This is a genomic window from Streptococcus mitis, assembly GCF_003944325.1.
GTDB lineage: Bacteria > Bacillota > Bacilli > Lactobacillales > Streptococcaceae > Streptococcus > Streptococcus mitis_CW.
Genome location: NZ_RJPX01000055.1, coordinates 1 through 9,768 on the forward strand (window position 1 = coordinate 1; position 9,768 = coordinate 9,768).

Annotated in this window: 6 protein-coding genes; all 6 read left to right on the top strand. The window is 35.2% G+C overall.

Translation table 11 applies throughout. From position 1 onward, the window contains the following. Positions 1–1,891 precede the first annotated feature (1,891 nt). Positions 1,892–2,056, top strand: a complete 165-nt coding sequence (locus D8787_RS12135; RefSeq protein WP_398575325.1) for an LPXTG cell wall anchor domain-containing protein — start codon at positions 1,892–1,894, stop codon at positions 2,054–2,056. Between the two features lie 339 nt (positions 2,057–2,395). Next, complete coding sequence (locus tag D8787_RS10540) at positions 2,396–3,568, top strand: glycosyltransferase (RefSeq protein ID WP_125423652.1); 1,173 nt, start codon at positions 2,396–2,398, stop codon at positions 3,566–3,568. Positions 3,569–4,908: 1,340 nt separating this feature from the next. Next, a complete protein-coding gene (locus tag D8787_RS10550) occupies positions 4,909–6,372 on the top strand; it encodes a glycosyltransferase (protein WP_125423658.1) in 1,464 nt (487 codons plus the stop codon). 100 nt (positions 6,373–6,472) lie between these two features. After that, positions 6,473–7,390 (top strand): glycosyltransferase family 2 protein, encoded by a 918-nt coding sequence (locus tag D8787_RS10555; RefSeq protein ID WP_050492365.1) that lies wholly within the window; start codon positions 6,473–6,475, stop codon positions 7,388–7,390. Beyond that, positions 7,383–9,119, top strand: a complete 1,737-nt coding sequence (locus D8787_RS10560) for a glycosyltransferase family 2 protein (protein WP_125423661.1) — start codon at positions 7,383–7,385, stop codon at positions 9,117–9,119. The genes D8787_RS10555 and D8787_RS10560 overlap by 8 nt, the downstream gene beginning before the upstream one ends. Positions 9,120–9,136: 17 nt before the next feature. Continuing rightward, on the top strand, positions 9,137–9,768 hold a 632-nt coding region (locus D8787_RS10565), incomplete at its 3' end, for a glycosyltransferase family 2 protein (RefSeq protein WP_142999767.1).

The window sequence follows — 9,768 nt, forward strand, 5'->3', positions numbered from 1 at the left end:
AAGCAACTCAGTAAGTGAATCAGCATCTAAAGTAGCTTCAGAATCAGCTTCAACAAGCACCTCAGTAAGCGAATCAGCATCTAAACTTACATCAGAGTCAGCTTCAACAAGCAACTCAGTAAGTGAATCTGCATCTAAAGTAGCTTCAGAGTCAGCTTCAACAAGCANCTCAGTAAGCGAATCAGCATCTAAACGTGCTTCAGAAGTAGCTTCACAATCAGCTTCAACAAGCAACTCAGTNAGTGAGTCAGCATCTAAACTTACNTCAGAGTCAGCTTCAACAAGCAACTCAGTGAGTGAGTCNGCATCTAAAGTAGCTTCAGAGTCGGCTTCAACAAGCAACTCAGTGAGTGAGTCAGCATCTAAAGTAGCNTCAGAGTCAGCTTCAACAAGCANCTCAGTAAGTGAATCTGCATCTAAACTTACATCAGAATCAGCTTCAACAAGCAACTCAGTGAGCGAATCAGCATCTAAACGTGCTTCAGAAGTAGAATCACAATCAGCTTCAACAAGCAACTCAGTAAGTGAATCAGCATCTAAAGTAGCTTCAGAATCAGCTTCAACAAGCACCTCAGTAAGCGAATCAGCATCTAAACTTACCTCAGAGTCAGCTTCAACAAGCAACTCAGTAAGTGAATCTGCATCTAAAGTAGCTTCAGAGTCAGCTTCAACAAGCACCTCAGTAAGCGAATCAGCATCTAAACTTACCTCAGAGTCAGCTTCAACAAGCACCTCAGTAAGCGAATCTGCAGCTTCAGTAAGTGAGTCAGTGTCAGAATCAGTTTCTAAATTGATATCAGAAGGAAATTCTGTAAGTACATCGGTATCAGAATCAGTTTCTAGATTATTCTCAGAATCACTATCTACAAGTAAATTACAATCAGAATCTGTATCTAAGTTCTTCTCAGAATCGTTATCAGGAAGCACTTCACATTCAACTTCTGTATCTAAGTTCTTCTCAGAATCAGCATCACTTTCTACTTCAATTAGTACAAGTATTTCTGCTTCACCAAAATGTTCTTGTGTCGATGATTCAATAAGTACATCTGTATCTAAGTCAGCCTCAACAAGCAATTCAGTAAGTGAATCAGTGTCTAAGGTAGCTTCAGAGAAAGCTTCAACAAGCACCTCAGTAAGTGAATCAGCGTCTAAGGTAGCTTCAGAGAAAGCTTCAACAAGCACCTCAGTAAGTGAATTAGTGTCTAAGGTAGCTTCAGAGAAAGCTTCAACAAGCACCTCAGTAAGTGAATCAGCGTCTAAGGCAACTTCAGAGAAAGCTTCAACAAGCACCTCAGTAAGTGAATCAGCGTCTAAGGTAACTTCAGAGAAAGCTTCAACAAGTACCTCAGTAAGTGAATCAGCGTCTAAGGTAACTTCAGAGAAAGCTTCAACAAGTACCTCAGTAAGTGAATCAGCGTCTAAGGTAGCTTCAGAGAAAGCTTCAACAAGTACCTCAGTAAGTGAATCAGCGTCTAAGGTAGCTTCAGAGAAAGCTTCAACAAGTACCTCAGTAAGTGAATCAGCGTCTAAGGTAGCTTCAGAGAAAGCTTCAACAAGCACCTCAGTAAGTGAATCAGCGTCTAAGGTAGCTTCAGAGAAAGCTTCAACAAGCACCTCAGTAAGTGAATCAGCGTCTAAGGTAGCTTCGGAGAAAGCTTCTGAGTCAGCTTCAACAAGTAAGTCAGTATCTGAATCATTATCAACAAGTATGGGAGATCCAGATAGTACGGACAAACCAGACTTTATTTTGAGCGAGAGTGCTTCACAATCAACGAGCGCAAGTGAATCAATATCAGTATCAGTATCTGCGTCAACTTCATCAAGTGAAAACGTATCAAGTTCTGAATCAGCAAGCATGTCAGTTTCTGAGTCTACATCAGTCGCAGCAAATATGTCAGCTTCTGAATCAAGAACAGAATCAGAAGGCAATTCAAGAAAACAATTACCAAATACTGGTACAGAAGCATCTAAATCATCTGTACTACTTGGTGCTTTGGCAGCCATAACTGGTCTTGGATTGATTGCGAAACGTCGTAAAAATGATCAGGAAGATTAATAAGAATACCAATAAAAAGTTTCCTTATTAAGTAAAAATACTGAAAGAAAACCCTTGAAAAGTTTAACTTTTCAAGGGTTTTTGGTTGTCTTGTAAGAGAAAATGATGATATAATTTAGAATAGGAATGTTTTTCAATGTTTTATAATTTTATTTGATATTATCAAGACAAAATGATTTAGTATAAAGAAAGACCGAGATTTGAATTGAATCTATACTCTTTCACAATCTTTTTAAGCGTTTTTAACATTCTTCTACTATAGGTATGTAGTGCTCTTTGATGTTTATTGAGTTTACAAATTAATAGAAAAATAAAAATAAATGGAAATAGGTAAATACAATGGAAAAATTAACATTTGTTTTAGCTGGTGATTATGGCTATATTCGATATATAGAAGCAACATTAAAGTCAATTTGCTATCATCATGATCATTGTAAAGTTTATATTTTGAATCAAGATATTCCTCAGGAATGGTTTATCAGTGTTCGTGAAAAAATGGGTCAGAAGCAGAGTGAATTAGTTGATGTGAAATTGACAAGTGGCTTGGTCTCAAAAACATGGAAGTTACCTCCGTTTGGAGCTCATATGAACCATATGTCTTTTGCGAGATACTTTATCCCACAATTTGTGGAAGAAGATAAGGTGCTGTATTTGGATAGTGATACGATTGTAACAAGATCATTGAATGAGTTGTTTGAAATCGAACTTGGTGATAAACTTTTGGCAGCGGCTAAAGTTATTTATGGATTAGAAGATAGATTTAATTCGGGTGTCTTACTAGTTAATAATAAGTTGTGGAAAGAAGAAAATATTCAAGCGACTTTAATCGAAATCACTGATAGGGATCATGAAACATTGCCAGAATCAGATCAAACTGTCTTTAATCGTGTTGCAGGGGAACGCTATATCGTATTAGATGATACTTACAATTTCCAAGTGGGTTATGACCGAATTGCAGAGGAGAGACAGCAGTATTTTATTTTAGAAATGTCGACAGACCCATTGCCAGCTATTATTCATTATCTTTCAGGAGATAAGCCTTGGAATTTAAGATCTTACTCTCGTTTAAGAGAAGTATGGTGGAGATATTCAATGATGGACTGGTCAGAGATTGCGAATCATAAAACACCTAGAAAAAAACGTGACATATTTATTATGACAGATAGTCAGTCATTGGAACAGATTGATTATCTAGTTACTCATTTACCAAATTTCATGTTTCATATAGCAGCAAATACGTTAATGGGTGATGTTTTGAATTGTTTACGAAAATATGAAAATGTAAGATTATATCCCGCTATTTTAGATTGGAATCGCAATCGATTGGTTGATGAGTGTGACATTTATCTAGACATTAACTATGAGGAAAAAAATCAACAAGTAATTGAAACTGCAAAACAAAAAGGAAAACCAATCCTAACATTTGATACGGTAGTGAATCCCTATCATGTGGATCAGGTATTCTCTAGTTCGGAACCTCAAAAGATGTGTGATTACATTCTATCTTTATAGGAATTATCATTTTAATCAGTTTATGATTATGGAGGAATAAAAGGGAGATATAGATGCTTTATCTAACAAAGCAGTATAATCTGGATGAGCAGCAATTTGTAGAAAATGTACTTTCTTCTGGTATTGAGGTTCATGTTGTAACCATGGAGTATGCAGAGCAGGCTCAAGACTATATTCATTTTTTACCGATGTTACTTGCAAAGAAATCAGTATTAAATCAATATAAAAGTGAATCATTGATAGCTTTGAAAGTGGCGGTTCCTAAATATTNGGAAATTTGTATGGAAGAAAATTACGCAACCATATGGGATAAAGATATTCAACGAGGTCAGATTTTNTACCGTCATAAAGAATTATATACAGTAGATAGGGTTGAATGGTGGGATAGTCAGGGAAAAGTTATAAGCTGCGATTACTATTTAGAAAATGGTTGGCGTTATAAGCAGGAAATAATGGATGAATCAGAAAAGAGTATCTCGGTTCATTATTATGATGCTCAAAATACTCTATTAATGATTAAAAATGTAGAGCGAGGCTTATTTACTTTATTTAAAGATGAAATTACCCATATTTATACCGAAGATGAACTATGGCAGGCCTGTATAGAGCTATTTGATTTAGAAAATGAAGTGCTAGTTGTTGGAGATTTAGAAATAGCAGATTATTTAGATAGTCAAAAAATTTCTGCAGTTTATTCTTCTAAAGAACCGATTCAAATCCAAGAAGTAGAAGTCTATCTATCAAGAGTAGATAGACTCTATGTTTATCATTATTCGATATTTGAATCCCTTGCTCCAAACGATAAAATTCATCATATCAGTCCCTTGTATCCTTCAAAAATGAATGTGAATCACCATCGTGCGCTCATCATGACTCACACACAAGAAATTGAAAAAATCGAGGAAGTTATTGAGAAGTTGCCGATGGTTGATTTTCATATAGCTGCTCTTACGAATATGGGTCCTAGATTATTGGATCTTGGACTACGTGAAAATGTCTATTTACATCCAGGAATTAGCCAGGCAGAGTATGAAAGTTTGCTAGAACAGTGTAGTTTGTATTTAGATATTAATCATAGTATAGAAATATTGAATGCCGTGGAAGAATCTTTGGAAAAAGGTTTGCTTTTATTTGCTTTTAAGGAGACTCAGCATAGGAGAGGTTTTATCTGTCCTGAGCATCTAGCTTCAAGTCAAGTTGCGACTGATTTGATTGATGCTATCAAAAAGGTTGTCGTTTCAGAGGAAATGTATCATTTGTCTTTGCAAAAGCAATGGAAATGGATTCAATCTTCTACTAAAGAAGATTACAATAGAGCTTTTCGAAAGGTGGCAAATTAAGTGACAGTTTATCTATTCGACTTATTAGTAGGGTATGAACCAAATGGTGTAGATCGTTCTCAGGCCAATCGTGCTCGGATCTTTAAAAAGACGAATCTAGATGTTCGTTACATATTTTCTGTCATTCCTCCAAGAGAAGATTTTCTTTATTTTCAACATATTGGGATTCCTCTAGATAAAATGATGATTGCTCCCTTTTACTTAGCTGGAGAAAAAGGTGTAAAATCAACTATCACTAGTGAAGAGATGATTAGTAGACTGCACCTAGAGAATCGTCCGATAGTTGAGAGATACCAGCATCAAATCGTTTATCAAATATCTGAAGATCATAGGCTATTTCTGAAATGTGAGGATGGAATAGTTTATCAGGTTGATCATTTTTATCAAGATACACTCTATCAGAGAGATCATTATACTTCTCATTTGATATGTAGAGAGTGGTTTGACCAAGGGACTTATCAGTGGAGCAAAAGGTGCTTCTATAATTCCGAAAGTGAAGTGGTCTATGAAGGTTTCCAATCGTTAGGAAAAACACGGTATCGCTTTGGTTCAGAATGGCTTGAAGGCGAATACGACTTGATGCAATATTTTATCAAATCCTTGTCCCTTTCTTCTGCTGATGTCGTCCTTATGGACAGGGTCTCTAGATTTTCCTTTTCACAGGCAATTTTAGAATATGCTAATCATGCAAAAATAGGAGTTTTTCTTCACTCTCTCCATCAATATAAGACGGGTGCGATGAATAATGAGTATTATTATTTATTTCAACATGCGACTTCTTTTGACTTTATGCTTGTTTCGACAGAAGCACAAAAAACAGACTTGGAGAACTATCTAAGAGAGATGGGCTTACCTAGCTGTCCGATTTGTGTGATACCAGCTGCTAGTATCGAAAGTATCGAGAGCAATGTAGAGACGATGGTTCCTTATTCGGCTATGCTTGCTGCTCGCTTAAACTATCGTAAACAAGTCGATATAGCGATTAAGGTAGGAGCAAAGGTCAAAGAGAAAATACCAGAATTTACTTTGGATATCTATGGTCAAGGGGAAGATTATCATAAATTGAACCAACTGATTTCAGAGCTAAATGCTGAAGATTATATAAGGTTACGTGGTTATCAAAATTTAAAAGAAGAGTATAAAAAACACCAGCTGTATCTCTCAACTTCTTCTTGGGAAACCTTGGGACTAACCTTACTTGAAGGGGTGGCTTCTGGTATGGGATTAGTAGGTTTAGATGTCCCTTATGGGGCACCTACCTTTATTCAAAATGGGAAGAATGGTTATTTAGTCCCCTATTCTGAAGGTCAAGATAAAGAAGAAAGTGTTGAAAGAATGACGAAGGCCGTATTGGAGTTTTTTGATTTGAATCAAAATGAAGTATCGCAGCATTCATATCGAATTGCAGCCTCTTATTTGGATGAGGTCATTGCAGAAAAGTGGAGAGTATTGATAGAAGATTAAATTTGTGCTTTTTAGCAAGTTATTTGTAAAAAGGACGAACCTGAAAAGATGGTTGAAAAAATAAGAAGCTTATTTAGTTGATAAGTATTAGGAAGATAACATGAAGAAATACCCTTTAATTAGTGTAATTGTACCTGTATACAATGTTGAACAGTATTTACGACAATGTATAGATAGTATTTTGAATCAGACTTACCCAGAGATTGAAGTCTTATTAATAAATGATGGTTCGACAGATGCTTCTGACGATATTTGTCGGGAGTATGTGGAACGTGATAATCGTATTCGTTATTTTGTTAAGGAAAACGGAGGATTGTCAGACGCTCGAAACTATGCTTTAGACAGAGCTACGGGAGAGTATGTAACCTTTGTTGATTCAGATGATTTTTTGATGGAGCAAGCTCTGGAAAAGCTGTATGCAACTAGTCTGCTTGGGGAATCAGACTTAGTAGTAGGTTTCTTTTGCTACTTTGAAGAACCTTATTTTCAATTCTTCACGCAGCACGACATTCCTAAACTACCTATCACTTTTATTGGTAATATTGATGCAGTTCAACAACTGGATGATATGGTAGATGTAAATTTCTTGCGTTTTTCAACTGCTTGGGGGAAATTGTATAAGCGCAGTTTATTTGAGGGTATTCGATATCCTTATGGGAAATACGCAGAAGATCAATTTACAACCTGGAAACTTTATTTAAAAGCAGAAAAGATAGCTGTAAGTAATCAGACTGTTTATGTGTATCGATACAATCCCAATGGTTTATCTAAAAGTTTTAATTTATCACATATGGATTATATTGATGCTTTGGAAGAAAGAATTCGTGAAACCAAAGATATAGACGGGATTAATATTGTAAAAACATATAGAATGTATGACTATGTGTTGAAAAGAAGATTATCAGAGTTGGAATTCTATGGATATGAAGAAGAAAGGGAAAAGTTGAAACATAAGATTGATCATCTTGATTTAGAAAACATTATCAATCAGCTAGAACTGGAGAAGCAAGATGAATAATGAATTGATTAGTATTATCGTTCCGATTTATAATACAGAGAAGTATTTACATGAGTGTTTGAATAGTATTCAACAACAGACTTATCCGTATTTTGAGTGCATCATGGTCAATGATGGCTCGACTGATTCATCAGGAATAATTTGTCAGGAATATGTAGAGAATGATAGTCGTTTTCGTTATTTTGAAAAGGATAATGGTGGTGTAGCTTCTGCTCGTAACCTAGGACTCGAACGTTCGGGGGGGGCGTACATTACTTTTATTGATTCAGATGATTGGGTTGAGCCGAACTATTTAGATGTTCTTTATACTGCTCTTAAAGAGAATGATACAGATGTAGCAATTTCTACTTATAAACGATTTGCTCAGGATGGTGTATTTTATTTGAGAAGTTATTCAAGGGAGGACGATGAATTTCTTAATATTGGGACAAGAAGTAGAGATTCTTTTTTAGAAATCCTTCCAAGATTGGGAGAGCTTGATCATAGTTTTTACTCTATTTCATCTAAATTAATAAAAAGAGAAATCATTGGAAATCTTTTGTTTGATGAACAAATAAGCTATGCAGAAGACTTGAATTTCTTCTTTTATTTATATCTTGGAGTTGAGTCAGTTGTTTATGTGAGAGACTATACTTATGTCTACAGAACACATGATGCTAGTACATCACAAAATGTTAATGAACTTAAAGCATTACAAGAGTTGGAAATCTATAAAAAGATGTTCCAACAAATTGACAGGATGGGACTACCAACTTTCCATTATTTTAAAAGAATGGAAAATGTAGTGACATATAGAATATCCGGTTTTCCAACATCAAAAGCAATTAGAGAATATGAATCATTTGTGTCAGAAGTTCGAGAAAGGGTTACTTATCAGCAACCATTAATTAGTCTAATCGTTCCGATTTATAATGTTGAGAACTATCTATGGAGCTGTTTGGACAGCATTGCTAAACAGACTTATTCAAATATAGAGGTTCTGTTGGTTAACGATGGTTCTGCTGCTATCTGTCAGGAGTTTGTTGCGAGGGATAGTCGTTTTCGTTATATTGAAAAGGAAAATGGTGGCTTGTCGGATGCTCGAAATGTTGGTATTGCGAGAGCAAAAGGGGAGTTTCTATCATTTGTTGATTCAGATGATTGGATAGAACCGACTTATGTAGAGGATTTGTACCGAGCAGCCTTATTTAATGATGCAGAAGTAGTTGTATCGAATTATAAAAAATTTGATGTGAAGGATAACTGTTACTGGATTCACATCTTTGATGATTATTATGAAACTCATTATAGTGGGGAGGAGCTCATCCAGCAACTACCCGCATTAGAACGTAAGGATTTCTCTTTTACAACAAGTTGGGGAATTTTATTTGCGCGTAGATTGTTTGATGCTATTTCCTTCCCTAAAGGGAAAACGATTGAAGATACTCGTACTAATTATCGTCTTTTTGCAGAGTCTAGCCGTCTAACCTATATCCATAAGGCTCTTTATAATTATAGAGTAGGAGTGGATAGTATTAGCAGTAGGATAACTGAAAAATTGTTGGTTGATGTTTTGGACTGTTTGATGGAACGGATGGCGGTTTATGCTGTTAAAGGATGGAATGTAGCGGATGAAAGAGAGAATGTGTTAACGAATTTAAAAATGCGTTACAATCAAGCAAAAGAAGCAGGACTTCAAAATACGGAAATTTTTAAACGATATACAGAATTTATAAGTTTATTAGAATAGTGAGAAATGAAATAAAGATGAATAATGAATTGATCAGTATTATTGTTCCAATTTATAATACAGAGAAGTATTTGCGTCAGTGCTTGGATAGTATTATCAATCAGACTTATGCTAATTTTGAAGTGTTACTCGTAAACGATGGTTCAACAGATTTATCTGGAATGATTTGTCAGGAATACGTAGAGAATGATAGTCGTTTCCGTTATTTTGAAAAAGAAAATGGCGGAGTATCTTCTGCACGTAACCTAGGACTCGAACGTTCGGGGGGGGCATACATTACTTTTATTGATTCAGACGATTGGGTGGAGTCAAATCATCTAGAAGCCCTTTTAAAAGGCATAAAAGAAAATAACACTGATATAGCTGTTTCAAAACATAAATCTTTTAATACAGAAGATGGTTTGTTTTATTTTCCTGCATATTCCAATCAAAGCCAAAATGATCTTTGTATAAAAAAGAAGCAAATACGTCCATTTTTAGAGTTATTTCCGAAATTAAATTACTTAACTCATGATTTTGCTTGTATTGCTTCAAAGTTATTTAAAAAATCATTAACCCAAAATTTATTCTTGGATGAAAAACTGACACAGAGTGAAGATTTAGATTATTTCTTTAAATTATATTTGCGAGCGGAAAGTATTGTTTATAT

Excerpts from the sequence above, each read along its gene's own strand:
- D8787_RS10560 (WP_125423661.1), top strand. The coding sequence starts at position 7,383 with ATGAATAATGAATTGATTAGTATTATCGTTCCGATTTATAATACAGAG.
- D8787_RS10540 (WP_125423652.1), top strand. The coding sequence starts at position 2,396 with ATGGAAAAATTAACATTTGTTTTAGCTGGTGATTATGGCTATATTCGA.
- D8787_RS10555 (WP_050492365.1), top strand. The coding sequence starts at position 6,473 with ATGAAGAAATACCCTTTAATTAGTGTAATTGTACCTGTATACAATGTT.
- D8787_RS12135 (WP_398575325.1), top strand. The coding sequence starts at position 1,892 with ATGTCAGCTTCTGAATCAAGAACAGAATCAGAAGGCAATTCAAGAAAA.